The sequence below is a fragment of the Zhihengliuella alba genome (genome assembly GCF_039538765.1).
GTDB classification, from domain to species: domain Bacteria; phylum Actinomycetota; class Actinomycetes; order Actinomycetales; family Micrococcaceae; genus Zhihengliuella; species Zhihengliuella alba.
Genome location: NZ_BAABCJ010000001.1, coordinates 638,777 through 663,892, shown reverse-complemented (window position 1 = coordinate 663,892; position 25,116 = coordinate 638,777). Strand labels below are relative to the sequence as shown.

Annotated in this window: 23 protein-coding genes and 1 riboswitch; of the genes, 22 read left to right on the top strand and 1 reads right to left on the bottom strand. The window is 72.5% G+C overall.

All coding sequences use genetic code 11. The features are described from left to right. Positions 1-41 precede the first annotated feature (41 nt). The 12 genes from def to hisF all read left to right on the top strand — a co-directional run bounded on the left by def (position 42) and on the right by hisF (position 10,687). Positions 42-641 carry a peptide deformylase gene (def, locus tag ABD784_RS02980; RefSeq protein ID WP_344879706.1) on the top strand — a complete coding sequence of 200 codons (600 nt, stop codon included), beginning with the start codon at positions 42-44 and terminating at the stop codon, positions 639-641. Further along, complete coding sequence (fmt, locus tag ABD784_RS02975) at positions 638-1,600, top strand: methionyl-tRNA formyltransferase (RefSeq protein WP_344879703.1); 963 nt, start codon at positions 638-640, stop codon at positions 1,598-1,600. Before def ends, fmt begins: the two co-directional genes overlap by 4 nt. Further along, a complete protein-coding gene (locus ABD784_RS02970; protein WP_344879700.1) occupies positions 1,597-3,156 on the top strand; it encodes an RsmB/NOP family class I SAM-dependent RNA methyltransferase in 1,560 nt (519 codons plus the stop codon). Before fmt ends, ABD784_RS02970 begins: the two co-directional genes overlap by 4 nt. Before the next feature lie 55 nt (positions 3,157-3,211). Continuing rightward, positions 3,212-3,880 carry a ribulose-phosphate 3-epimerase gene (gene rpe, locus ABD784_RS02965; RefSeq protein WP_344879697.1) on the top strand — a complete coding sequence of 223 codons (669 nt, stop codon included), beginning with the start codon at positions 3,212-3,214 and terminating at the stop codon, positions 3,878-3,880. 20 nt (positions 3,881-3,900) lie between these two features. Next, a riboswitch (FMN riboswitch) is annotated at positions 3,901-4,056 on the top strand. Between the two features lie 115 nt (positions 4,057-4,171). Continuing rightward, on the top strand, positions 4,172-4,954 hold the full coding sequence (pnuC, locus tag ABD784_RS02960; protein WP_344879694.1) for a nicotinamide riboside transporter PnuC: 783 nt from the start codon (positions 4,172-4,174) through the stop codon (positions 4,952-4,954). Beyond that, complete coding sequence (gene ribD / locus ABD784_RS02955) at positions 4,951-6,114, top strand: bifunctional diaminohydroxyphosphoribosylaminopyrimidine deaminase/5-amino-6-(5-phosphoribosylamino)uracil reductase RibD (protein WP_344879690.1); 1,164 nt, start codon at positions 4,951-4,953, stop codon at positions 6,112-6,114. Before pnuC ends, ribD begins: the two co-directional genes overlap by 4 nt. A gap of 7 nt (positions 6,115-6,121) precedes the next feature. Beyond that, positions 6,122-6,787 (top strand): riboflavin synthase, encoded by a 666-nt coding sequence (locus tag ABD784_RS02950; protein WP_344879687.1) that lies wholly within the window; start codon positions 6,122-6,124, stop codon positions 6,785-6,787. Continuing rightward, complete coding sequence (gene ribB, locus ABD784_RS02945) at positions 6,784-8,112, top strand: 3,4-dihydroxy-2-butanone-4-phosphate synthase (RefSeq protein WP_344879684.1); 1,329 nt, start codon at positions 6,784-6,786, stop codon at positions 8,110-8,112. Before ABD784_RS02950 ends, ribB begins: the two co-directional genes overlap by 4 nt. Before the next feature lie 15 nt (positions 8,113-8,127). Then, positions 8,128-8,610 carry a 6,7-dimethyl-8-ribityllumazine synthase gene (gene ribH / locus ABD784_RS02940; RefSeq protein ID WP_344879681.1) on the top strand — a complete coding sequence of 161 codons (483 nt, stop codon included), beginning with the start codon at positions 8,128-8,130 and terminating at the stop codon, positions 8,608-8,610. 79 nt (positions 8,611-8,689) lie between these two features. Further along, the gene (locus ABD784_RS02935) at positions 8,690-8,953 is read left to right on the top strand and encodes a phosphoribosyl-ATP diphosphatase (protein WP_344879678.1); all 264 of its coding nucleotides are present in this window, start codon (positions 8,690-8,692) and stop codon (positions 8,951-8,953) included. 83 nt (positions 8,954-9,036) lie between these two features. Beyond that, on the top strand, positions 9,037-9,885 hold the full coding sequence (gene hisG / locus ABD784_RS02930) for an ATP phosphoribosyltransferase (protein WP_344879675.1): 849 nt from the start codon (positions 9,037-9,039) through the stop codon (positions 9,883-9,885). Between the two features lie 31 nt (positions 9,886-9,916). After that, positions 9,917-10,687: an imidazole glycerol phosphate synthase subunit HisF gene (gene hisF / locus ABD784_RS02925; protein WP_344879672.1), complete on the top strand. Its 771-nt coding sequence runs from the start codon at positions 9,917-9,919 to the stop codon at positions 10,685-10,687. A gap of 67 nt (positions 10,688-10,754) precedes the next feature. Here the strand turns inward: hisF and ABD784_RS02920 are convergent, their stop codons facing one another. Beyond that, positions 10,755-11,387 (bottom strand): TIGR03085 family metal-binding protein, encoded by a 633-nt coding sequence (locus tag ABD784_RS02920; RefSeq protein ID WP_344879669.1) that lies wholly within the window; start codon positions 11,385-11,387, stop codon positions 10,755-10,757. A 97-nt stretch (positions 11,388-11,484) separates the two neighbouring features. Here ABD784_RS02920 and hisI point away from each other — a divergent pair, with 97 nt between their 5' ends. From hisI to ABD784_RS02870, 10 genes are all read left to right on the top strand, one after another. Continuing rightward, complete coding sequence (gene hisI / locus ABD784_RS02915) at positions 11,485-11,955, top strand: phosphoribosyl-AMP cyclohydrolase (RefSeq protein WP_344879666.1); 471 nt, start codon at positions 11,485-11,487, stop codon at positions 11,953-11,955. Beyond that, positions 11,952-13,622 carry an anthranilate synthase component I gene (locus tag ABD784_RS02910; RefSeq protein WP_344879663.1) on the top strand — a complete coding sequence of 557 codons (1,671 nt, stop codon included), beginning with the start codon at positions 11,952-11,954 and terminating at the stop codon, positions 13,620-13,622. Before hisI ends, ABD784_RS02910 begins: the two co-directional genes overlap by 4 nt. Continuing rightward, complete coding sequence (locus ABD784_RS02905; protein ID WP_344879660.1) at positions 13,619-14,242, top strand: Trp biosynthesis-associated membrane protein; 624 nt, start codon at positions 13,619-13,621, stop codon at positions 14,240-14,242. Before ABD784_RS02910 ends, ABD784_RS02905 begins: the two co-directional genes overlap by 4 nt. A gap of 201 nt (positions 14,243-14,443) precedes the next feature. Continuing rightward, entirely contained in the window at positions 14,444-14,707 is a 264-nt protein-coding gene (locus ABD784_RS02900; protein WP_344879657.1) for an HGxxPAAW family protein, read from the top strand. 3 nt (positions 14,708-14,710) lie between these two features. Continuing rightward, positions 14,711-15,541: an indole-3-glycerol phosphate synthase TrpC gene (gene trpC / locus ABD784_RS02895; RefSeq protein WP_344879654.1), complete on the top strand. Its 831-nt coding sequence runs from the start codon at positions 14,711-14,713 to the stop codon at positions 15,539-15,541. 54 nt (positions 15,542-15,595) lie between these two features. Then, on the top strand, positions 15,596-16,978 hold the full coding sequence (gene trpB, locus ABD784_RS02890; RefSeq protein WP_344879651.1) for a tryptophan synthase subunit beta: 1,383 nt from the start codon (positions 15,596-15,598) through the stop codon (positions 16,976-16,978). Further along, entirely contained in the window at positions 16,978-17,787 is an 810-nt protein-coding gene (gene trpA / locus ABD784_RS02885) for a tryptophan synthase subunit alpha (protein ID WP_344879648.1), read from the top strand. The genes trpB and trpA overlap by 1 nt, the downstream gene beginning before the upstream one ends. Before the next feature lie 4 nt (positions 17,788-17,791). Then, the gene (gene lgt / locus ABD784_RS02880) at positions 17,792-18,808 is read left to right on the top strand and encodes a prolipoprotein diacylglyceryl transferase (protein WP_344879645.1); all 1,017 of its coding nucleotides are present in this window, start codon (positions 17,792-17,794) and stop codon (positions 18,806-18,808) included. A 227-nt stretch (positions 18,809-19,035) separates the two neighbouring features. After that, on the top strand, positions 19,036-23,637 hold the full coding sequence (gene gltB, locus ABD784_RS02875) for a glutamate synthase large subunit (RefSeq protein ID WP_344879642.1): 4,602 nt from the start codon (positions 19,036-19,038) through the stop codon (positions 23,635-23,637). Continuing rightward, the gene (locus tag ABD784_RS02870; protein WP_344879639.1) at positions 23,630-25,087 is read left to right on the top strand and encodes a glutamate synthase subunit beta; all 1,458 of its coding nucleotides are present in this window, start codon (positions 23,630-23,632) and stop codon (positions 25,085-25,087) included. The genes gltB and ABD784_RS02870 overlap by 8 nt, the downstream gene beginning before the upstream one ends. The last annotated feature ends 29 nt before the right edge of the window (positions 25,088-25,116 follow it).

Sequence of the window (25,116 nt, the reverse complement as noted above, 5' to 3'; positions counted from 1 at the left end):
CGGACCGGCCCCGGCGCGAAGACCGGGCGAGAGGAACCAGCATGGCCGTTCTGCCCATCCGCATCGTCGGCGACCCTGTCCTGCGCACCCCGTCCGAGGAGGTCACGGACTTCGGTCCCGACCTGGCCCGTCTCGTCCGCGACATGGAGGAGACGATGCTCGACGTCGAGGGGGCCGGCCTCGCCGCGCCCCAGGTCGGTGTGAACCTGCGGATCTTCACCTACTCGGTCGAGGGACGCGGCGGGCACGTCGTGAACCCGGTCCTCGAGGTCGGCGAGACGCTCCAGACCGAGGGGTCGGAGGGCTGCCTCTCCGTGCCGGGGCTCGGCTACCGGACGGTGCGGGCCGACTGGGCCCGCGTCCGCGGCGTCGACGTCCACGGCGCCCCCATCGAGGTGGAGGGCACCGGTCTGCTCGCGCGGTGCCTGCAGCACGAGACGGACCATCTGGACGGGAGGCTCTACATCGACTGCCTCGAGGGCCCGGAGCGGAAGGACGCCCTCCGCCGCATCCGGGACGGCCAGTTCAATCAGATCGCCCAATCGACCCAGTCGACCCGCGCCCGCTCCGTCGGCAGCGTCTTCGGAGCCATGTCCCGCCACGGGTCCCCGGCCCACCGCACCGACGGGGGGACCCGATGAGAGTCCTCTTCGCCGGCACCCCCGCCGTCGCCGTGCCCGCCCTGCGCCGTCTGGTCGCCGACGGGCACGAGGTCGTGGCGGCACTGACGCGCGATGACGCGCCCGTCGGACGGAAGCGGGTCCTGACGCCGTCTCCGGTCGCCTCGGCCGCCACGGAGCTCGGGCTCCCGGTGCTCAAGTTCAACCGCATCGACGCGGCCGCCGAGCAGGCCATCGGCGAGACCGGAGCAGACGTCGCAGCCATCGTCGCCTATGGCGGCCTCGTGCCGCCGAGCGCCCTCGCCATCCCGCCCCGGGGCTGGGTCAACCTGCACTTCTCGCTGCTGCCGCGCTGGCGCGGTGCGGCCCCCGTGCAGCACGCGGTCATCGCCGGGGACGACGTCACCGGGGCGGTCACCTTCCAACTCGAGGCCGGCCTCGACACCGGGCCCGTCTACGGGCAGCTGACCCAGGAGATCCGACCCGGCCAGACCTCCGGCGAGCTGCTCGAGAGCCTCGCCGACTCCGGATCGGTTCTCCTCTCGCAGACCATCGCCGGCCTCGAGCAGGGCAAGCTCGTGGCCGTCCCGCAGTCGGGCGAGATCACGCACGCGCCCAAGCTGGCGCTCGAGGACGGCCGCGTCGACTGGGCACAGCCCGCCCTCGCGATCCGGCGCCGCATCAACGGCGTGACGCCGGAGCCGGGTGCCTGGACCACCTGGAAGGACGCCCGCGTCAAGCTCGGCCCGTTGACGCGGCAACCGACCGCCGCGGAGATCGAGCAGCTGCCCGGGCACGAGGATCTGGCAGAGGCCGCGCCGGGACAGGTCGTCGTGCTCGGGGGACGGAAGCCGAGGGCCTTCGTCGGCACCGGATCCCACGCACTCGAGCTCGAGACGGTTCAACCGGCCGGCAAGAAGATGATGGCGGCGAGCGACTGGGCCCGCGGCATCGGCAAGGACGAGGTGGTCTTCGCATGAGCAACGAATCAGGCAACGGGCGGAACGGACGAGCCGCCGGCCGGCCACGGGGCAACGAGCCGCGCCGCAATGACCAGGGCCGCCAGCGCAATCGCGGCGGCAGCACTCCCCGCCGGTACAGCGAGGCCGCGCCGTCCAGCCGCAAGCGGGCCGCGGACCCGGCCCGGCTGGCGGCCTTCGAGGTCCTCCGCGCGGTCAGTGCCGACGACGCCTACGCCAACCTCGTCCTGCCGGCGCGGATCCGCGCGCACCGGCTCGACACCCGCGATGCGGGGTTCGCCACCGAGCTCGCCTACGGCGCGCTCCGCGGGCAGGGCCTCTACGACGCGGTGCTCGCCCGCTGCGTCGACCGCGACCTCGCGCGCCTCGACGCCGCCGTCCTGGACGTCCTGCGCCTCGGCACGCACCAGCTGCTGGCGATGCGCGTGCCGAACCACGCCGCGCTCGACGAGACGGTGGCGCTGACCCGGGCAGAGATCGGCGCCGGACCGTCGGGGCTCGTCAACGCCGTGCTGCGGAAGGTCTCGGCGCGCAGCCTGGACGAGTGGACGGACGAGCTCACCGCCGGAGTCGCGGACGAGACCGCGCGCACCAGTCTCCGCCACAGCCACCCGGAGTGGATCGTCCGTGCGCTGCGGCAGGCACTCGTGGCCCACGGCCGCGGCACGGACGAGCTCGAGCTGCTCCTGGACGCCGACAACGCGGCGCCGATCGTGAATCTCGTCGCGCTCCCCGGCCTCGGCGACCTGGCGCCCGTCGTGGAGCGCGGAGCCGGCCCCGGCAGCCTGGTAGCGGGCTCGGCCCTGTACGACGGCGGCGATCCGGCCCGACTGCCCGGTGTCGCCGAGGGCACGGTGCGGGTCCAGGACGCCGGATCCCAGCTCGTTGCCCGCGCCCTCGCCGAGCACCCGCTCGAGGGACGGGACGAGCGGTGGCTCGATCTCTGCGCCGGCCCGGGTGGCAAGGCGGCCCTCCTCGCCGCGCTGGCCGCCCAGCGCGGGGCCCGGCTCACCGCCAACGAGATCGCGCCCCACCGGGCCCAACTGGTGCGCAACGCCCTCGCCGCCGTCCCGGACACCGCGTGGGAGGTCGAGGTCGGCGACGGGCGCCGTTTCGCGGGGATCGAGGACGGCTACGACCGAATCATGCTCGACGCGCCCTGCAGCGGTCTCGGCGCCCTCCGCCGGCGGCCCGAGTCCCGGTGGCGGAAACAGCCCTCCGACATCCCCGATCTGACGGCGCTCCAGCAGGAGCTCGTGGACGCCGCCGTCGCCGCCCTGCGCCCCGGGGGACTGCTGGCCTACGTCACGTGCTCGCCCCACCCGGCGGAGACTACCGCCGTCGTCCTGGACACGCTCTCGCGGCATCGGGGACTCCGACTCCTCGATTCCGGGGCCGCGCTGGACGCGGCCGCCCTGCACCCGGTCGACGCGGCCACGCCCGTGCTCGGCCGGCGCGGCGAAGTCCTCGCCGGCGCCACCACGGCCCAGCTCTGGCCGCACCGGCACGCCACCGACGCCATGTTCCTCGCCCTGTTCCAACGGGTCGAGGGCTGACGCGGTCCCGTCGACCCCGCCCCCTGACCCCCGCACCGACGCCCCGGAGGCACCCATGACCTGCCGCATCCACCCGAGCATCCTCTCCGCCGACTTCGCGAACCTCGAGACCGAGCTGACCCGGATCCACACCGCCGACGCCGTCCACGTCGACGTCATGGACGGGCACTTCGTCCCGAACCTGACCCTCGGCCTGCCGATCGTGCAGCGGCTCGCGCAGGTCGCCGACCTGCCCCTCGACGTGCACCTCATGATCGAGGACGCGGACCGCTGGGCGCCCGGCTACGCCGAGGCCGGCGCCGCGTCCGTCACCTTCCACGCCGAGGCGTCCGCGGCGCCCGTCCGGCTCGCCCGCGAACTGCGCGCCGCCGGGGCGAGGGCCTCCATGGCGCTGCGTCCGGCCACTCCGGTCGAGCCCTACCTGGACATGCTGCCGGAGCTGGACATGGTCCTCATCATGACCGTGGAACCCGGATTCGGCGGACAGTCCTTCCTGGACGTGACGCTGCCCAAGATCCGGCGGGCGCGGAGAGCCGTCGACGGGACGGGCCTGCCCATCGCCATCCAGGTCGACGGCGGCATCTCCCGCGACACGATCCGTCGGGCCGCCGATGCGGGCGCCGACGTGTTCGTCGCCGGCTCGGCCGTCTATGGGGCCGAGGACCCCGCCGTGGCGGTCGACATGCTGCGCAACCTGGCGGGCGCCGAGACCGCGCAGATGTGATGTAATTCTGTACGTAACACAACGTGCTCCGGGGTCGGTGAAAGTCCGAACCGGCGGTGATAGTCCGCGAACCGAGCCGCAGCCCTCTCCAGCGTCAGCTGGCGATCGGCGGCGGGGAGGCCGAACCGGTGGAATTCCGGTACCGACAGTCAAAGTCTGGATGGGAGAAGCACGAACAGCCACGGCCGAGACCGGCCGCAGGCCCACCGCCCAGTGCGGCGGCGCCTCCACCGGTCGACTCCAGCATCTGTCGTACCCCCGGAGCTACCGCAGCTTCGCAAGGGAGGACACATGGAGAGTCTGCGGTGGCTCACCGAACTATTCAACGCCTACATCCCCGTCGCCGGCGGCGGACTGCTGATCCGCGAGGTCGTCGGCAACGTCTTCGGCCTGGCCAGCGCGCTCGGCGGGATGCGCCGGCGCATCTGGGCCTGGCCCGTCGGCATCGTCGGCAACCTGCTCCTGCTCACGGTCTTCCTCGGCAGCATCTTCGGCGACGCCGACGCCGCGAACCTCCTGGGACAGGCCGGACGCCAGATCATGTTCATCGCCGTGGCGGCCTACGGGTGGCAGCGCTGGCGGAGCGCCGAGCGGGACGACGACGGCGGGCACGCCATCACCCCGGGCTGGGCGAGCCCGCGGCAGCGCATCGGCCTCGTCGCCGGCCTGCTGCTCGGCACCGTCGCCCTCACACCGCTCTTCGCGGCGCTCGGATCCTACGAACCCGTCTGGGCCGACGCCTGGACGTTCGTCGGCTCGCTCCTGGCCACCTACGGGATGGCCAAGGGGTGGGTCGAGTTCTGGCTGATCTGGGTCGCGGTCGACGTCGTCGGCGTACCACTGCTCTTCTCGGCCGGCTACTACGCCACCGCCTTCATGTACCTGTTCTACGGCGTCTTCACCCTCGTCGGCTTCTTCGTCTGGTGGCGGGCCCAGCGCGAGTCCAAGCCGCGCATCGAGACCCGCCTGCCCGACCCGCGGCTGCAGCCCGCGGCCGAGCCGCCCCGCGACGGCCCCGCCGACAGCGCCGCCGAGCCGACCGCACCATCGCGCGCCGGACGGGACGCGCTGTGAACGGCGACTCGACCGGCCGCACCGCCCCGGGGCCGGCCCCCGCGCCGGGGGAGGCCGCGCGTGCCGCGCAGCTCCTGCGGCGCACCGGTGCCGCCCGGCTCGCGCTCGAGGCCGCCCTCCGCGGCGTGCGCGGCGCGAATCCCCTCGTCGGCGCCGTCGTGCTCGACGCCCACGGGGAGCTCCTGGCCACCGGCCACCACCGCGGTGCCGGGACGGCCCACGCCGAGGCCGCCGCGATCACCGAGCTCGAGAGCCGGATCGCCGGCGGCGACGTCCGGCCGGTCCCCGGGAACGGGCCGGCCGACTGGACCATGGTCGTGACCCTCGAGCCGTGCAACCACACCGGCCGCACCGGGCCCTGCTCGCAGGCCATCCATCGCGCCGGGATCGGCACGGTCGTCCACGGGGCCGCCGACCGCACGGCCGAGGCCGCCGGCGGGGCCGCCTGGCTCGCCGCCCGCGGCCACGCCGTGCACGCCGGCGAGACAGTCGATCCGGACTGGGCGGATGCCTGCGGGAGCCTGAACCACCGCTGGGCGGCCGCGCGCGCCGAGGGGCGCCCCTTCGTCACGCTCCACCTCGCCCAGACCCTCGACGGCCGGATCGCGGCCGCGGACGGCACCAGTCAGTGGATCACCGGGGACGAGGCCCGCCGGCACAGCCACGGGGTCCGGGCGCTCGCCGACGCGATCGTCGTCGGAACGGGGACCGTCCTCGTCGACGACCCGCGGCTGACAGCCCGCGCCGACGACGGCCGGCTCGCCGGGCGGCAGCCGCTGCGCGTCGTCATGGGGGAGCGCGACATCCCCGACGCCGCCGCCGTGCGCGGGACGGCCGGGGAATTCGTCCACCTCCGGACGCGGGACCCGCGCACCGTGCTCCACGCACTCGCGGACGGCGCCGGAGGCCGCGCCGTCGCCCACGTCATGGTGGAGGGCGGCGCCTCCGTCGCGACCGCGTTCCTGGCGGCAGACCTCGTCGACGAGGTCTGGCTCTACCAGGCACCGGTCCTCCTCGGCGCGGGCCGGACCGCCGTCGGCGACCTGGGCGTCGCCACACTGGCCGACGGCCGACGCTTCCACTACGACGACGCCGCCGGCGGCGGCGTCCTCAGGCTCGGCGGCGACGTCGCGCTCCACTTCGTACCCATCAGCAAGTGAGGGAATCATGTTCACCGGAATCATCAGCGGCAGGGGCCGCATCGAAGCCATCGCACCGGCCGCCGAGGAGGGCGGGCTCGTGCTGACGCTCACCGTGCCCGGGCACACCGACGGGCTCGGGCTCGGCGGGTCCATCGCCATCGACGGCGTGTGCCTGACCGCGACGTCGATCGACGGCGACCGCATCGACGTCGACGTCATGGGCGAGACGCTCACGCACACGACGGTCGGCTCGCTCGTCGCCGGCGACGAGGTCAATCTCGAGCGCTGCATCCGCGCCGACGGGCGCCTGGACGGGCACGTGGTCCAGGGGCACGTCGACGGCGTGGGCGGCCTCCTGGAGCGCGAGGACCAGGGCGCCTGGGAGCGGCTGCGGTTCTCGGTCCCGGCCGAGCTCGCCCGTTTCGTGGCGCGCAAGGGCAGCATCGCGATCGACGGTGTCTCGCTCACGGTCACCGAGGTCGCCATTCCGGCCGAGGAGCAGCAGTGGTTCGAGGTGGGACTGATCCCCACCACCCTGCGGGACACCGGGCTCGGCGCGAAGGCGATCGGGGCGGCCGTCAACCTCGAGGTCGACGTCCTCGCCAAGTACGCCGAGCGGCTCCTCTCCTTCCCGCGGCCCGGCACGGCTCCGCGCCACGCGGACGACGACGCCCGGACGGGACGCGCATGAGCGCCGCCGGACACAACGCGGAGGGTCCCGGGCCGACCGACGCCGACCCGATCCGGCCAGACCCGATCCGGCTCGACTCGATCGACGCCGCCGTCGAGTCGATCGCCGCCGGACGCCCCGTCGTCGTGGTGGACGACGAGGACCGCGAGAACGAGGGCGACATCGTCTTCGCCGCCGAGTTCGCGACCCCCGAGCTGATGGGCTGGACCGTCCGGCACACCTCGGGCGTGGTCTGCGTGCCGCTCTCCGGGGAGCGCGCGGACGCCCTGGGCCTGCCCGCGATGGTGGCGCGGAACGAGGACAGCAAGGGCACCGCCTACACCGTCTCCTGCGACGCCGCCTCCGGGGTCTCCACGGGGATCAGCGCCGCGGACCGGGCCCGCACCGCGCGTCTCCTCGCGGCACCGGAGTCGACCGCCGCGCACTTCACGCGCCCCGGCCACATGTTCCCCCTGCGCGCGGCCGAGGGCGGCGTCCTGCGGCGCCGCGGGCACACGGAGGCCTCCGTGGACCTGTGCCGGCTCGCCGGACTCGAACCGGCCGGAGTGATCGCCGAGCTGGTGCACGACGACGGCACCATGATGCGCCTGCCGGCGCTGCGGTCCTTCGCCGACGAGCACGGGATCCCGCTGGTGAGCATCGAGGACCTCGCCGGCCGGCTCACCGTGCTGCGCCGGGGCTCCGACGCCGCCCCCGCGGACGCCGTCGCGCCGGTCCGGGGCGGCCCCGTGGTGAAGCTGCCCACCCCGCACGGCGAGTTCGACGCCCAGGTGTGGACGGAGGCGGGTACGGGGATCGAGCACTTCACGCTGACGCACCCGGGCTCCGGCACCGACGGCGGGACGCCGTCCGTGCCGCTGGTGCGCCTCCACTCGGAGTGCCTCACCGGGGACATCTTCGGGTCCTACCGCTGCGACTGCGGCGAGCAGCTGGACACGGCCCTGCAGCGGATCGCCCTCGAGGGCGGGACCCTGGTCTACCTACGGGGGCACGAGGGGCGTGGCATCGGGCTGGGCAACAAGATCCGCGCCTACGCGCTCCAGGACGGGGGAGTGGACACCGTGGAGGCCAACGCCCAGCTCGGACTCCCGGTCGACGCGCGCAGCTACGAGGCCGGCATCGGCATCCTCCGCGGCCTCGGCTACTCGAGGCTGCGCGTGCTCACCAACAACCCGCTGAAGACGGACGCCCTCGCGCGGGCCGGGTTCGACGTCGTGGATGCCGTCCGCGCGCTCATCCCCGCCCGGCCGGAGAACACCCGCTACCTGATGACCAAGCGCGAACGACTGAACCACGCGATCCACGACGACGCGTTCGAGATCTAGCAGAGGAGAAACACCATGGCAGGACACGGGGCACCGAGCACGGAGCCGGACGAGCTGAGGGCCGCGAGCGGACTGGCGGTCGCGATCGTCGCCGCGAGCTGGCACACCCAGGTGATGGACGGGCTGCTCGACGGCGCCCTGCGCGCCACCACGGACGCCGGCGTCGAGCCCGCCGTCGTGCGGGTCCCGGGCACCTTCGAGCTGCCCGTCGCCGCCGCGCGCCTGGCGCCGCAGTACGACGCCGTGGTGGCACTCGGCGTGGTCATCCGCGGCGGCACGCCGCACTTCGACTACGTCTGCCAGGGCGCGACGACGGGACTCACCGACGTCTCCGTGCGGACCGGCGTGCCGGTCGGCTTCGGCGTGCTGACCTGCGACGACGAGCAGCAGGCGCTGGACCGGGCGGGCCTGCCCGGATCCGTCGAGGACAAGGGCTACGAGGCCGCGGCAGCCGCTCTCCAGACGGCCGTCGCCCTGCGCGACGCCCTCGAGCCGTGAGTTCGTCGCCGAGCGTTCGAATCGTCACAATGGTCCCCGCAGTGCGGGGAGGAAACGCGGGAACGGATAGGCTGGACGGGTGAAAACTTTTGACGCGCTCTTCGCCGAACTGGCGGAGAAGGCAGCCAGCCGGCCGGAGGGCTCCCGCACCGTGCAGGAGCTGGACTCGGGCGTCCACGGCATCGGCAAGAAGGTCGTCGAGGAGGCGGCCGAGGTGTGGATGGCGGCCGAGTACGAGTCGGACGAGGCCGCCGCCGAGGAGATCTCGCAGCTCCTGTACCACCTGCAGGTCCTCATGCTCGCCAAGGGGCTGACCCTCGCGGACGTCTACAAGCATCTGTAGCCGCCGGCCGCCACGCGTGGCCCGGCGGCTCTGCGCCCGTCTGCAAGCACCCAGTCCCGCACGCGAACCCCAGGAATAATCACATGTTGCGAGTAGCAGTCCCCAACAAGGGCGCCCTCTCCGAGGCCGCCACGTCCATGCTCCGCGAATCCGGCTACCTCCAGCGCCGCGACAACCGCGAGCTCGTGATCGTCGACAGCGAGAACGAGATCGAGTTCTTCTACCTCCGCCCGCGCGACATCGCCGTGTACGTCGGCCGCGGCATCCTCGACGTCGGCCTCACCGGCCGGGACCTCTTCCTCGACGCGGAGGTCAACGGAGACGCGGAGGAGATCCTCCCGCTCGGCGTCGGCGCCTCCACGTTCCGCTTCGCCGGCCCCGCCGGCGCGTTCACCGCTGAGTCGGAGCTCAACGGCAAGCGCATCGCCACCAGCTACGACGGCCTCCTGCGCGGGTATCTGCGCGACCGCGGGATCGACGCCGAGGTGGTCCGCCTGGACGGCGCCATCGAGTCCTCGGTCCGGCTCGGCGTCGCGGACGCGATCGCCGACGTCGTCGAGACCGGCAATACCCTCAAGGCCGCGGGCATGGAGACGTTCGGCGAGCCGATCCTCGCGTCCGAGGCCGTGCTCATCGGCCGGACCGGGGCGAGCCCGGCCGGCCTCGAGGTCCTCAAACGGCGCCTGACCGGCGTGCTCGTCGCCCGCCGGTACGTGATGCTGGACTACGACATCCGCAAGGAGCTCGTCGAGCAGGCCTTCGCGGTGACCCCGGGCCTCGAGTCGCCGACGGTCTCGCCGCTGGCGGACTCGGAATGGGTCGCCGTGCGCTCGATGGTCAAGAAGAACAAGACGAACACCATCATGGACGAGCTGTACGATCTCGGTGCCCGCGCCATCCTCGTCAGCCAGATCCACGCCTGCCGCATCTGATCCGCGGCCGCAAGAGAGGAGGACTCCCCGCATGAGTGTCGCTGTCCGGGTCATCCCCTGCCTCGACGTCGACGCCGGCCGCGTCGTCAAGGGCGTGAAGTTCGAGGGTCTGCGCGACGCGGGAGACCCCGTGGAACTGGCCAAGCGCTACAATCTCGCCGGCGCCGACGAGCTGACGTTCCTCGACGTCACCGCGTCGTCGTCGGACCGGGAGACCACGTTCGACGTCGTCCGCCAGACCGCCGAGCAGGTGTTCATCCCGCTCACGGTCGGCGGTGGCGTCCGCACGGTCGAGGACGTCGATCGGCTGCTCCGGGCGGGGGCCGACAAGGCGTCCATCAACACGGCCGCCGTCGCCCGGCCGGAGGTCATCAGCGCGATCACCGACCGCTTCGGCTCGCAGGTCCTCGTCCTCTCCCTCGACGCGCGCCGCAGCGAGGACCCGGCGCTGCCGTCCGGTTTTGAGGTCACGACGCACGGCGGCCGCACCGGCACCGGGATCGACGCGATCGAATGGGCCCGCGAGGCGGCCCATCGCGGCGTCGGGGAGATCCTGCTCAATTCGATCGACGCGGACGGCACCAAGGAGGGCTTCGACCTGGAGATGATCCGGGCCGTCCGCGCCGCAGTGGACGTCCCGCTCATCGCCTCCGGCGGGGCCGGGGCCCCGGAGGACTTCCCGCCGGCCATCGCCGCCGGGGCGGACGCGGTCCTGGCCGCCTCGATCTTCCATTTCGGGCCGGTCGATATGATCGCCCGGGTCAAGCAGGCGATCCGCGACGCCGGTTTCGCGGTCCGCTAGCAGCGCCCGGGCGCGCCCCGAGGGGCACGGCCGGGCGGGGCGCCCGCCTCGTCCGGCCGGGGACTCGCTAGTCGGCGGTCCGCAGGAGTGCGACGGCGTCGTCCGCGCCCTCGTACGTCACGAGGGCGTGGTCCCGCCGCCCGAACGCGTGCATCAGGAGCTCCGACGGCTCGCCCGTGATGGCGACCGAGGTGCTCGCCTTCCGCACCACGTGGCGCTGGCCGTCCGGGCGGACCAGGATCAGGCCCACGTCGATCCCGCGGTAGGTCAGCCGCGCGACCCGCAGCAGGGCGTTCCAGAGCCGCTCCGAGTACTCGGCGTCCAGCACGCGCGGCGCCCAGCGCTCGTGTGCGCGGCGGACGTCCTCGGTGTGGACGAAGAACTCCGTCAGGTTCGCCGCCCGCTCGACGGGCCCGATGGCGAAGGGCGAGAGCCGATGCGGCCCCTGCGCGAACCGGCGGACCAGCCGGGCGTAGCCGGCCGGGGTCGACGCCTTCTCCGCCCAGTCCTCCAGCAGCCGGTTCATGGACCGCTCCAGCGGGCCGCCGGCCAGACCGGCCGCGAGCACATGCTGCTCCCGCAGGACCAGGTGCGCGGCGAGGTGCCGCGTCTCCCAACCCTCGCACAGGGTCGCCGCCGAGGGACCCGCCGCCAGGAGGGTCTCGGCCAGCATTGCGCGCGAAGGCGGTACGAACTTCATCAAGACGAAAGTAACACGGCCTGCCGCGAAAAACCGGCACCAGCGCCGGCCGCAACAGGAGGCGGAGGGGACGGTGCCCGGACTAGACTGGCTGGCGATGTCCGAAAACTATGAAGAGCCCGGCCGCCCGTCCGGCGGGACCACGCAGAGCACCGCCGGGGCGGGGCCCGCGGACCGCGCCGGGAGCGCCCTCGCGCCCGAGATCGCCGCCCGGCTCAAGCGCGACCGCGACGGCCTCGTCGCCGCCGTCGTGCAGCAGCACGACACCCGCGAGGTGCTCATGCTCGGCTGGATGGACGACGAGGCACTGCACCGCACCCTCACCACGGGCCGGGTGACCTTCTGGTCCCGCTCGCGCGGGGAGTACTGGCGCAAGGGCGACACGTCCGGGCACGTCCAGTACGTCAAGTCCGTCAGTCTCGACTGCGACGGCGACGCGCTCCTCGTGGAGGTCGAGCAGATCGGGGCGGCCTGCCACACCGGTGCCCCGACGTGCTTCACCGGCCGCGCGCTGGACGCCGCCGTCGGCTCCCCGGAGACCGCCGCCGCGGCGGAGGATGCCCGATGAGCGGCGCCCGGACCGAGTCCGCGCGCCCTGGCTCCGCCGACCCCGGCCCCGGGCGGGCGCACCGGGCCGCCGACGCCGCCGGGATCCGGCCGACGCTCGCCGAGTTCCGCGGCCTCGCCGCGGGTCGCCGTGTGGTCCCGGTCCACGTGAAGGTCCTCGCCGACGGACTCACGCCCATCTCCATCTACCAGCGCCTGGCCGCAGGCCGGCCCGGGACGTTCCTCATGGAGTCCGCCGCCGCCGGCGGCGTCTGGAGCCGCCACTCCTTCATCGGCGTCCGCTCGCCGGCGACGCTGACCACCCGCGACGGCCGGGCCCACTGGCTGGGCGACGTCCCGACCGGGCTGCCGGTCGATGGCTCGCCGGTCGACGTCCTGCGGGACACGGTCGCCGCGCTGCGCACCAAGCCGCTGCCCGGTCTTCCACCGCTGACCAGCGGCATGGTGGGGTTCGTCGGCTGGGAGTGCGTCCGGCACTGGGAGCGCCTCCCGCACCCGCCCGCGGACGACCTCGGGCTGCCCGAGCTCGCGATGAATCTCGTGGGCGACCTGGCCGTCCACGACAACACTGACGGCAGCGTGACCCTGATCGCCAACGCCATCAACCACGATGACGCCGACACGGGCGTCGACGAGGCCTACGCGGCCGCCGTCGAGCGGCTCGACGACATGCTGGCCGCGCTGAACCGGCCGGTGCCGTCGGCCACGGCGACGTTCTCGGGGGCCGACGTGCCCGCCGAGGAACTGATGGCTGCGGTCACGCACAGCTGGGACGAGGACGCCTACCGGCAGGCGATCCTGCGCGGCAAGGAGGCGATCGTCGACGGCGAGGTCTTCCAGGTGGTCGTCTCGCGGCGCTTCGAGCTCGAGACCCCGGCGGACCCGCTGGACGTCTACCGGATCCTCCGCACCACCAACCCCAGCCCCTACATGTACCTCTACACGCTGGCCGATCCCGACGGCGGCGAGTACTCCATCGTCGGCTCGTCGCCGGAGGCGCTGGTCACGGTCGACGGCCGCGACGTCGTCACGCACCCGATCGCGGGCTCCCGCCCGCGGGGCGCCACCCACGAGGACGACGTCCTGCTCGAGAAGGACCTCCTGGCCGACGAGAAGGAGCGGGCGGAGCACCTCATGCTCGTCGACCTCTCGCGCAACGACCTGTCGAAGGTGTGCCAGCCCGGGACAGTCGAGGTCACCCAGTTCATGGAGGTCGAGCGCTTCAGCCACATCATGCACCTGGTCAGCAACGTCGTCGGACGGCTCCGGGGCGATGCGACGGCCTACGACGTGCTCGCCGCGACGTTCCCGGCCGGGACGCTCTCCGGGGCGCCGAAGCCGCGCGCCCTCCGGCTCCTGGACCAGCTGGAGCCGCACCGGCGAGGCGTGTACGGGGGAGTGGTCGGCTACCTCGACTTCGCCGGCGACATGGACATGGCGATCGCCATCCGCTCCGCCCTGCTCAAGGACGGCCGCGCCTACGTGCAGGCGGGGGGCGGCATCGTCAACGACTCCGAGCTGGACGCCGAGGCGCTCGAGACGGTCAACAAGTCCGCCGCGCCGCTGCGGGCCGTGTGGGCTGCGGGGACGCTCTCGGCCTACGGCGCCGCGCCGTCCACCGAGGCGTTGAACGACGACGTGGCACCCTCCGGCGGGGCCGTCCAGTGACGCGGCGCAACGTGGTCCTCGCCGGGCTCCTCGGCGGGCTCGCCGCCCTGCTGACGGGGACCCGCACCTGGATCACCGTCACGCCCGGCACGGGCGCGATCATCCACCAGCCGGTGACCGTCGCCGGGTCGGACGCGGCCACGAGCGTCTCGGCGCTGGCCATCGTGGTCCTGGCCGCGAGCGTCAGCGCCACCATCGCGGGGCGGGTGGCCCGCTGGATCGTGGCGGGCCTGCTGGTCCTCGCCGGCGTCGGGATCGTCGTCGCGGCCGCCTCGGCGCTCGGCGACCCGCTGTCGGCGGCGGCCGCCGTCGTGGGCGAGGCCGCCGGGACGAACCGGATCGAGGCGGAGTACCGCACCAGCCTGTGGCCCGCCGCCACGATCGTCGCCGGCGTCTGGACGTCGCTCGTCGGCGCCGTCATGGCGATCGCCGGACGCCGGTGGAAGGTCGGCCGCAAGTACGCGCCGGCCACCGAGGCCGGGGCGGACGCGGCCCCCCGGGCCGGGGCCAACCCGGACCGGCACTCCGGGGACCAGGCCCGGACCGAGGGGGAGGGGACGCAGGTGGACGAGATCGACGGCTGGGACCGGCTCTCCCGCGGCGACGACCCGACCCGCTGAATCCGGGACCGTCCGGCCGTCCGGGCGGACCCGGCGCCGGCGCATCCCGCACCCGCCGCGCACCAGGCGGGATGCGCGGACGGCCGACGCCGCCGAGATGTGTCACCCGACGGGCATTCCCGGCCGAAGAGTGGCAGAATATTGCTAGTTCTACACAGGGGCGAAAACGACCCCGCCAGAATCCACGAGGAGTCCTCCAGCATGGCCAACGCCGTCAAGTCGTCCACCAACGCCGTCGATCCGATGCACTCCGAGCAGCCGGGCCACGGCAACAGCGTCGCCGCCTGGACCATGGTCGCCGTCATGCTCGTCGGCGTCGGCATCGGCTGCGTCGGCTACGGCCTGGCGAGCGTCACCGTGGTGATCGTCGGTCTGGCCGTCGTCGCCGTCGGCCTGATCGCCGGCTGGGTCCTGAAGAAGGCCGGCTTCGGCGTGGGCGGCCACAAGAGCAAGTCCGGCCACTGAGCCGTGTCCGTTCTCGCCGAGATCATCGCCGGGGTCCGTGAGGACCTCGAGCAGCGCCGCGCCGTCGTCGGCGACGCGGACATCGTGTCCGCGGCGGCCGATGCGCCGCCCGCTCGGGACGCCTTCCGTGCGCTCGGCGGCGCCACGGCGCCCGCGGACCGGGACAGCCGGCTGCGGGTCATCTCCGAGGTCAAGCGGAAGAGCCCGTCCAAGGGCGCCCTGGCCGACATCCCCGAGCCGGCCGAGCTGGCGCGCCAGTACGCCGCCGGCGGTGCCGCGGTGATCTCCGTCCTCACGGAACGCCGCCGCTTCGGCGGGTCGCTCGAGGACTTCGACGCCGTGCGCGCCGCGGTCGACGTCCCCCTGCTGCGCAAGGACTTCACCGTAGAGCCGTATCAGATCCACGAGGCCCGGGCCCACGGGGCCGACCTCGTCCTGCTCATCGTGGCGGCGCTCGAGGACACCGAGCTCGTGCAGCTGCTCGAGCTGACCCGGAGCCTCGGCATGGAGGCCCTCGTCGAGGCCCACACCGAGGAGGAGGTCGACCGGGCCGTCGCCGCCGGCGCCCGGATCATCGGCGTCAACGTGCGCAACCTCAAGACCCTCGAGGTCGACCGCTCCACGTTCAGCCGCCTGGCCGACCGCATCCCCTCCCACGCCGTGATCGTCGCCGAGTCCGGCGTCCGCGGCATCGACGACGTCGTCTCCTTCGCCGAGCGCGGGGCCGACGCCATCCTGGTCGGCGAGGCGCTCGTCAAGGACCAGGACCCCACCGCAGCAGTCGCCGCCTTCTCCGAGGCCGGCAGCGCCGCCAAACCCCCGCGCCGGAACTAGACTCCCGCGCGGACGGCGCCGCATCCACGCATCATTGGCGAAAGTAGGAACCACGTGAGCGAGTCCGCAGCGTCCCAGCCCGACACCAACCCGGCCGAGGGCTTCCTCGCCGGCGCCGACCCCCGCGCCCGCAGGGCCAGCCTGAAGGACGCGCCGGGCCCGTACTTCGGCGACTACGGCGGACGCTGGATGCCCGAGTCGCTCATCGCCGCCCTCGACGAGCTCGCCCGGACGTTCGACGAGGCGAAGCGCGACCCCGCGTTCGCCGCGGAGGTCGCGGAGCTGAACCGCAACTACTCGGGGCGGCCGTCCCTGCTCACCGAGGCCAAGCGCTTCAGCGAGCACGCGGGGGGCGCCCGGATCTTCCTCAAGCGCGAGGACCTGAACCACACCGGCAGCCACAAGATCAACAACGTCCTCGGGCAGGCGCTGCTGGCCAAGCGCATGGGCAAGACCCGTCTGATCGCCGAGACCGGGGCGGGGCAGCACGGGGTCGCCTCCGCGACCGCCGCGGCCCTGCTCGGGCTGGAGTGCGTCGTGTACATGGGTGCCGAGGACACGCGCCGGCAGGCGCTCAACGTCGCCCGGATGAACCTGCTCGGCGCGACGGTGGTGCCCGTCGAGGCGGGATCGCAGACCCTCAAGGACGCCATCAACGAGGCCCTGCGCGACTGGGTCGCCAATGTCGACTCGACCCACTACCTGCTCGGGACCGCCGCCGGCGCGCATCCGTTCCCGGCGCTCGTCCGCTACTTCCACCAGGTGATCGGCGACGAGGCGCGCGAACAGATCCTCGCCGCCACCGGTCGGCTGCCCGACGCCGTCTGCGCGTGCATCGGCGGCGGCTCCAACGCGATCGGCATCTTCCACGGCTTCCTCGACGACGCCGACGTCGGGCTCTATGGCTTCGAGGCCGGCGGCGACGGTGTGGACACGCCGCGCCACGCCGCGACTATCACCCTCGGTCGACCCGGTGTGCTCCACGGGGCGCGCAGCTACCTCATGCAGGACGAGGACGGGCAGACCATCGAGTCGCACTCGATCTCCGCCGGGCTCGACTACCCGGGGGTCGGACCGGAGCACTCGTACCTCCACGACATCGGGCGCGCCACCTACGAGCCCATCACGGACGCCGAGGCGATGGAGGCCTTCCGGCTGCTGTGCCGCACGGAGGGGATCATCCCCGCCATCGAGTCCTCGCACGCCCTCGCCGGCGCGCTGAAGGTCGGCCGGCGCAGGATCGAGGCCGGCGCGGCCCCGGCGGACGTGGTGATCATCGCCAACCTCTCCGGGCGCGGGGACAAGGACGTGGCGACGGCCGCCGAGTGGTTCGACCTGCTCGACGCCGAGGCGGCAGCGGCCGCCCGGGCGGAGGAATCCCTCGCCGATCCAACCCCCGGCGACGGCCGGGACGACGCAGAAGGGCAGGACGCCTGATGACCACCGCACCCGCAGCCACCGGGCGGACGTCCAAGTCCGCCGAGGCGATCGAGAAGGCCCGCGCCGAGGGCCGCCCGGCCCTGATCTGCTATCTGCCCGCCGGGTACCCCGACGCCCAGACCACCGTCGACGCCGCCGTCGCGATGGCCGAGAACGGCGCCGATGTGATCGAGCTCGGCATCCCGTACTCGGATCCCGTGATGGACGGCCACGTCATCCAGGCGGCCACGGTCGAGGCGCTCGCCAACGGCTTCCGCGTCTCCCAGATCTTCGACATCGTCGCCGCCATCACCAGCCGCTGCGACGCCGCCGTCATGGTCATGACCTACTGGAACCCCGTGCTGCGGCTCGGGGTCGACGAGTTCGCCCGCAGGCTGTCCGACGCCGGCGGAGCCGGGCTCATCACGCCCGACCTGGTCCCCGACGAGGCCGCGGACTGGTTCGCTGCGTCCGACGCTCACGGGCTCGACCGGGTCTTCCTCGTGGCGCCGAGCTCCACCGAGCAGCGCATGCGTGAGGCCGTCGCGGCGAGCCGCGGATTCGTCTACTGCGTGTCCATCATGGGCGTCACCGGCGCCCGCGACTCGGTCGCCAACACCGCGCAGGGCGTCGTGGCCGCAGCCCACGCCGCCGGCGCCCCCCGCGCCTGCGTGGGCCTCGGCGTCTCCACCCGCCAGCACGTCGACGAGATCGGCTCCTACGCGGACGGCGTGATCGTCGGCACCGCCCTCGTCGCCGCACTGCGCGACGGCGGCGTCGGCGCCGTCGCGGACCTCACCGCCGAGCTCAGCGGCCGGAAGGGCTGAGCCCATGCTGCCAGCGTCGATCCCCAGTCCGCCCGCCGAGTGGGCCAGCTTCAGCCTCGGACCGCTGACCATCCACACCTATGCGCTCTGCATCCTCGCCGGCATCCTGGCGGCCATGTGGCTCACCAACCGGCGCTGGCTCGCCAAGGGCGGGCCGGAGGGGGTCGTCTGGGACATCTGCATTTGGGCCATCCCGTTCGGCATCATCGGCGGACGGCTCTACCACGTCCTGTCCTCGCCGGACGCCTACTTCGGGCCGAACTTCGACGGCACCGGGGATCTCAGCCTGATCTGGCAGATCTGGCGCGGCGGCCTGGGCATCTGGGGCGCCGTGGCGCTCGGCCTCGTCGGCGCGTGGATCGCCTGCCGGCGCTACGGCGTCCGGCTCGCCGCCTTCGCCGACGCCGCAGCCCCGGCCGTCCTGCTGGCGCAGGCCATCGGCCGCCTCGGCAACTGGTTCAACCAGGAGCTCTTCGGCGCCCCCACCACTCTTCCCTGGGGCCTGCAGATCGACGCCGACCATCCGAACTTCCCGCCGGACGCCGTCGCCGGCACGCTGTTCCACCCGACGTTCCTCTACGAGATGCTCTGGAACCTCGCCGGAGTGGCCCTCCTCCTGGCCCTGGACCGGAGGTTCAAGTTCCGCCGCGGCGCCATGATGTGGCTCTACGTCGCCGTCTACACGCTCGGCCGCGTCTGGATCGAGATGCTCCGGATCGACGACGCGGAGATGATCAGCCTCTTCGGAACCACCCAGCGGCTGAACGTCTGGACCAGCATCCTCCTGCTCGTCGTCGCCGTCGTGGCATTCGTCGTCACGTTCGCCCGCTCCCGTAACAAGCAGGACCCCGGCGTCTACCTCCCGGGCCGCCGACCGGCGCCGGAGGACTCCGTCCCGGCGGTCGCCGCTCCGTCCGCCGGAGGCCAGAATTCCGGCGATCCCGCCGCCTCCCCGGGGACGGACGACGGCGGTCCCGACGCCGGATCGGCGCCGGGCCCCCGTTCCAGCACCGGCGCGTAAAAAAACATCGCGCTCTGCGGTCCCGCCGCTGGTCCCGGTGTAGTGTCGCGTCACCCAAGTGATGCGCTGACGGGACCACGACGCAGTGTCCCGTGCCGTTGAAAACCGGCACGCACGGACCGTGATCTCCTATCCGGCCGGCGATGCCGGCCGACGCCGCCGCCACCCTCCCCGCCGCTTAATGCGCCAGGGGTGGGCCGTGCGCCGGCCCCCGGAGAAAGGACACCATGAATCAGACAGGTACCCCGAACACCGGCCTGGACTCCCAGGCAGAGGTCGCCGTCTCGCCTTTCGTGCGGTTTGCGCAGATCCCCGAGGCGCAGGGCGCCTACGACCCGGGCCTCGAGAAGGACGCCTGCGGGCTGGCGGTCATCGCCAGCATGCGCGGCGAGCCCGGCCACGACATCGTCGATCACGCCCTGACCGCCCTGCGCAATCTCGAGCACCGCGGCGCGGTCGGCGCCGACGAGGGCACCGGGGACGGCGCCGGTCTGCTGACGCAGGTCCCGGACGAGTTCTTCCGCGCCGTCGTCGACTTCGAGCTCCCCGCTGCCGGCCACTACGCGGTCGGTACCGCCTACCTGCCCGATGTCCCCGCGGAGGAGAGAGCAGCCCGCGAGGGTCTCGAGGAGCTCGCCGCCCAGGAGGGGCTGACCGTCCTCGGCTGGCGCGAGGTCCCCGTCGAGGCGTCGATCATCGGCGAAGCGGCCCGTGCCTGCATGCCGCACTTCGTCCAGCTCTTCCTCGCCCCGCTCGAGCCCGGGACCGAGGACCTCGACGCCCGTGCCTTCCGTGTCCGCAAGCGCGCCCAGAACAAGCACGGCGTGTACTTCCCGTCGTTCTCCTCGAAGACGATCGTCTACAAGGGCATGCTCACGACCGCGCAGCTGGAGCCGTTCTACCCGGACCTCTCCGACGAGCGGTTCAAGACCAAGCTCGGCATCGTCCACTCGCGCTTCTCCACCAACACCTTCCCGTCCTGGCCCCTCGCGCAGCCCTTCCGCACCATCGCCCACAACGGCGAGATCAACACGGTCAAGGGCAATCGCAACTGGATGCGGGCCCGCCAGTCCCAGCTGTCCAGCCCCCTCCTCGGCGACGTCCCGGAGGAGCTGTTCCCGATCTGCACCCCGGGCGCCTCGGACTCGGCGTCCTTCGACGAGGTGGCCGAGCTGCTGATGCTCTCCGGGCGCCCCATCACGCACGCGATCATGATGATGGTGCCGGAGGCCTGGGAGAACCACGAGACGATGGACCCGGCGCGCCGGGCGTTCTACCAGTACCACTCCATGCTCATGGAGCCCTGGGACGGGCCCGCGGCCGTCTCCTTCACCGACGGCACGCTCGTCGGCGCCGTCCTGGACCGCAACGGCCTGCGCCCGGCGCGCTACTGGGCGACCGACGACGGGCTCGTGGTCCTCGCCTCGGAGGTCGGCGTGGTCGAGATCGACGAGAAGCGGATCACCGCCAAGGGACGCGTGTCCCCGGGCAAGATGTTCCTGGTGGACACCGAGGCCGGCCGGATCATCGACGACTCGGAGATCAAGGCCGAGGTCGCGGCGACCAACCCGTGGCAGGAATGGGCCGAGCAGAACCTCATCGACCTCGCCGACCTGCCCGAGCGCGAGCACGTGGTGCACAACACCGCCTCGATCCAGCTGCGCCAGCGCACGTTCGGGTACACCGAGGAGGAGCTGCGCATCCTCCTGAACCCGATGGCGCGCACGGGCGCCGAGCCGCTCGGCGCGATGGGATCCGACACCCCGATCGCGGTGCTCTCGCAGCGGCCGCGCCTGCTGTTCGACTACTTCGCGCAGTCCTTCGCGCAGGTGACCAACCCACCGCTGGACGCCATCCGCGAGGAGCTGGTCACCAGCATGCGGACGTCGATCGGACCGGACGGGAATCTGCTCTCGCTCCAGCAGGTCCGCCAGCCGCAGATCGGCCTGGGCTTCCCCGTCATCACCAACGACGAGCTGGCCAAGGTCGCGAACATCACCGACGAGGACGGCGCCAAGGTCTCGCTGAAGGTCCGCGGCCTCTACCGGGCCGGCGGGGGAGCCGCCGAGCTCAAGCACCGGCTCCAGGAGATCTGCGAGACGGTCTCGGCGGCCATCAACCGGGGCATCCAGTACATCGTCCTCTCCGACCGCGACTCGAACGCGCAGTGGGCTCCCATCCCGTCGCTGCTGCTGACGAGCGCCGTCCACCACCACCTGCTCAAGAGCGCGAACCGGACCAAGGCCTCGCTCGTGGTCGAGGCGGGCGACGTCCGCGAGGTCCACCACGTGGCCGTGCTCATCGGCTACGGCGCCTCCGCCATCAACCCGTACCTGGCCCTCGAGTCGGTCGAGGAGATGGCCCGCCGCGGGGAGCTCGGGGACGTCGCACCGGAGAAGGCGCACGCCAACCTCATCAAGGCGCTCGGCAAGGGCGTCCTGAAGATCATGTCCAAGATGGGCATCTCCACGGTCTCCTCCTACTGCGGTGCGCAGACGTTCGAGGCGCTCGGACTGTCCCAGCAGTTCGTGGACGCCTACTTCACCGGCACCCACTCCCAGATGGGCGGCGTCGGACTCGACGTCGTCGCGCAGGAGACGGAGCAGCGTCACGCGGGCGCCTACCCGGCCGACGGCAACAGCGATCCCCACCGGCCGCTCGAGATCGGCGGCGAGTACCAGTGGCGCCGCGAGGGCCCGCCGCACCTGTTCAACCCCGAGACCGTCTTCCGGCTCCAGCACGCCACGCGCGAGCGCCGCTACGACATCTTCAAGGCCTATACCCGCGGCGTCGACGAGCAGGCCCGCGACCTCATGACCCTGCGCGGCCTGCTCGACTTCAAGACGGGCGACCGCACCCCGGTCCCGCTCGACGAGGTCGAGCCCGTCTCCGAGATCGTCAAGCGCTTCTCCACCGGGGCGATGAGCTACGGCTCCATCTCCAAGGAGGCGCACGAGACGCTCGCGATCGCGATGAACCGGCTGGGCGGGAAGTCCAACACCGGCGAGGGCGGCGAGGACATCGACCGTCTGCTCGACCCCGAGCGCCGCAGCGCGGTCAAGCAGATCGCGTCCGGCCGCTTCGGCGTCACGAGCATGTACCTGACCAACGCCGACGACATCCAGATCAAGATGGCCCAGGGCGCGAAGCCGGGCGAGGGCGGCCAGCTCATGGCCCAGAAGGTGTACCCGTGGGTCGCCCGCACGCGGCACTCCACGCCCGGCGTCGGCCTGATCTCCCCGCCCCCGCACCACGACATCTACTCGATCGAGGACCTCGCCCAGCTGATCTACGACGCGAAGCGCTCCAACCCCGGTGCCCGCGTCCACGTCAAGCTCGTCTCGGAGGTCGGCATCGGCACGGTCGCGGCCGGCGTCACGAAGGCGAAGGCCGACGTCGTGCTCGTGTCCGGGCACGACGGCGGCACCGGCGCCTCGCCGCTGAACTCGCTCAAGCACGCCGGCGCGCCCTGGGAGCTGGGGCTCGCCGAGACGCAGCAGACGCTGCGCCTGAACGGGCTCCGGGACCGGGTGGTCGTCCAGGTCGACGGCCAGCTCAAGACCGGACGGGACGTCGTCATCGCCGCGCTGCTGGGGGCCGAGGAGTACGGCTTCGCCACCGCGCCGCTGGTGGTCTCCGGCTGCATCATGATGCGGGTGTGCCACCTGGACACGTGCCCGGTCGGCGTCGCCACCCAGAACCCCGAGCTGCGCTCGCGGTTCAATGGCAAGCCGGAGTTCGTGGTCAACTTCTTCGAGTTCCTCGCGGAGGAGGTCCGCGAGGTGCTCGCCGAGCTCGGGTTCCGCAGCATCGAGGAGGCCATCGGCCACTCGGAGCTGCTCTACAAGGACGCGGCGATCGACCACTGGAAGACCGCGGGCTTGGATCTCGAGCCCATTCTCGAAGGTCTCGAGGACGACCGCTCGCCGGTGCGCAACCTGCAGCCGCAGAACCACGAGCTGGACCAGCACTTCGACAACAAGCTGATCGAGCTCAGCGCCGACGCGCTGCGCGACCGCCAGCCGGTGCGGATCAGCCTGGACGTCATCAACACGGACCGCTCGGTGGGCACGATGCTCGGCCATACGGTCACCAAGACGTTCGGCGCCGAGGAGCTCGCCACCGACACGATCGACGTGACCCTCGAGGGCCAGGCCGGCCAGTCGCTCGGCGCGTTCCTGCCCGCCGGCATCACGCTGCGGCTCTACGGCGACTCGAACGACTACGTCGGGAAGGGCCTCTCCGGGGGCCGCATCATCGTCCGGCCCGGTCGGGACAGCCAGTTCATCGCGGAGAACAACGTGATCGCCGGCAACGTCATCGGCTACGGTGCCACGAGCGGCGAGATGTTCCTCCGGGGCATCGTGGGCGAGCGGTTCCTGGTGCGCAACTCGGGCGCCCGGGCCGTCGTGGAGGGCATCGGCGACCACGGTCTCGAGTACATGACCGGCGGCCTGGCGCTGATCCTGGGCCGAACCGGGCGGAACTTCGGCGCCGGCATGTCCGGCGGCGTCGCCTATGTGCTCGACCTGGACCGGCGCAAGCTCAACAAGGATGCGCTCGGTGCGGGCGACCTGATCCTGCGGCCGGTCCCGACGGAGGACGCGGAGACCGTCAAGACGCTGCTCTCCCGCCACGCCGAGGAGACCGGGTCGACGCTCGCCGCGAAGCTGCTCGTCGACTTCCCCGACACCCTGGCGCGGATCACCCAGGTGGTGCCGCGCAACTACGCCGCCGTGCTCGAGACGCGAGCGAAGGCCGAGGCAGAAGGACTAGACCCCGACGGCGACGTCGTCTGGAACCGGATTTTGGAGGCAACCCGTGGCTGATCCCCGTGGATTCCTGAAGGTACGCGAGCGCCAGACCCAGCCGCGCCGCCCCGTCCCCGTGCGCATCATGGACTACAAGGAGGTCTACGAGCGCCAGCAGAAGGGCACGCTCCACGAGCAGGCCTCCCGCTGCATGGACTGCGGCATCCCGTTCTGCCACCAGGGCTGCCCGCTGGGCAACCTGATCCCGGAGTGGAACGACCTGGTCTACAAGGACCGGATGGGGGAGGCCGCCGACCGGCTGCACGCGACGAACAACTTCCCCGAGTTCACCGGGCGCCTGTGCCCGGCCCCGTGCGAGGCGTCCTGCGTGCTCGGCATCAACCAGCCGGCCGTGACCATCAAGCAGGTCGAGGTCGAGATCGCCGACCAGGCGTTCGACGACGGCAACGTCGAGCCGGTCCTGCCGCAGCGCCACACGGACCGGACGATCGCCGTCGTCGGCTCCGGCCCGGCCGGTCTCGCCGCCGCCCAGCAGCTTACGCGCGCCGGGCACACGGTCGCAGTCTTCGAACGGGACGACGCCGTCGGCGGGCTGCTGCGGTACGGCATCCCGGACTTCAAGATGGAGAAGTCCGTCCTGGACCGGCGCCTCGACCAGATGAAGGCCGAGGGCACCCGGTTCCGGACCAATGTGGAGGTCGGCAAGGACATCTCGTGGGCGCAGCTGCGCCGCCGGTACGACGCCGTGGTCGTCACCACCGGTTCGACCGTCCCGCGCGACCTGGGCATCCCGGGGCGCGAGCTGGACGGCGTGCACTTCGCCATGGAGTACCTGGTCCAGTCGAACCGGGCCGTCGCCGGCCAGGACGTCCCCGAGCAGATCTCCGCCGAGGGCAAGCACGTCGTCATCCTCGGCGGCGGCGACACCGGAGCGGACTGCATCGGGACCGCCCACCGGCACCAGGCGGCCTCGGTCACGACGCTGGCCATCGGCCAGCAGCCGCCGAACGAGCGCCCCGGTCATCAGCCCTGGCCGATGTTCCCGACCCTCTTCGAGGTCCAGTCGGCGCACGAGGAGGGTGGCGAGCGGACCTACCTCGCGTCTACGGTAGAGTTTGTCGGGGAGAACGGCCGTGTGACAGGTGTCACCGTGGCCGAGACCGAGTTCGTGGAGGGCCGCCGGGTTCCGAAGGCAGGGACCGAGCGGACCATCAAGGCAGATCTCGTTCTCCTGGCTCTCGGCTTCACCGGCCCGGAGCCCGCAGGTTTGGAGCAGCAGGCCGGCACCGAGTTTGATGACCGGGGCAATGTCGCCCGAGACGGTTACTACATGACCAACACACCAGGGGTGTTCGCGGCCGGCGATGCCGGGCGCGGGCAGTCCTTGATCGTGTGGGCCATCGCGGAGGGGCGCGCGTGCGCCGCTGCGGTGGACAAGTACCTGATGGGCGAGACCCGATTGCCTGCCCCAGTGGCACCGACGGATCGCGCCATTTCAATGCTCTAACCGGTGGGACGCCGCGGCGGACCATCGGG